We start from the raw sequence: 704 nt of genomic DNA on the forward strand, positions 1-704 counted from the left end.
CCGGCACAATAACAGAAATGTGATTTTTCTGGTTCCCCATGGCTGGAGCGTGGATATTCCTGCAATGTTGCTGGCAGCTCAGGGGGAAAAAATGGCCGCCATGTTTCATCAGCAACGAAATCCAGTGATTGATTATGTCTGGAATTCTGTACGGCGTAAATTCGGGGGGCGCTTACATTCCCGGGAGGATGGGATAAAACCATTTATTCAGTCAGTACGCCAGGGATACTGGGGGTATTACCTTCCAGATCAGGATCATGGTCCTGAATACAGTGAATTTGCTGATTTTTTTGCGACCTATAAAGCGACATTACCAATTATTGGACGTCTGATGAACATCAGTCAGGCTATGATTATACCGCTTTTCCCGGTTTATGATGAAAAAAAACATTTCCTGACTATTGAAGTTCGGCCACCAATGGATGCATGCATTGCCAGCGCGGACAATAAAATGATTGCCCGACAAATGAACAAAACAGTGGAAATTTTGGTGGGGTCACATCCGGAACAGTATATCTGGGTTTTAAAATTGTTAAAAACGCGCAAATCAAACGAAGCGGACCCGTACCCTTGAAATTATAAAGTACAGGTATTTCCACTAGTTGTTTCTTACAGGTTACCAATCGAAACACATCCCCCTTCCGTGTGTTGCCCGTTTGGCACGGAGGACTGTGTAGATGCAGTTCGTTAAATTTAATTTATGC

1 protein-coding gene is annotated in these 704 nt (G+C 43.8%); it reads left to right on the plus strand.

Features of this window, described 5'->3' with window-relative positions; translation table 11 throughout:
• Positions 1-574, plus strand: a 574-nt coding sequence (locus ACUU1I_RS20975) for a lipid A biosynthesis (KDO)2-(lauroyl)-lipid IVA acyltransferase (RefSeq protein WP_449144932.1), incomplete at its 5' end; no start/stop codon positions are given.
• Positions 575-704: the final 130 nt, after the last annotated feature.

The sequence above is a fragment of the Shigella sp. SIG3 genome (assembly GCF_053555855.1).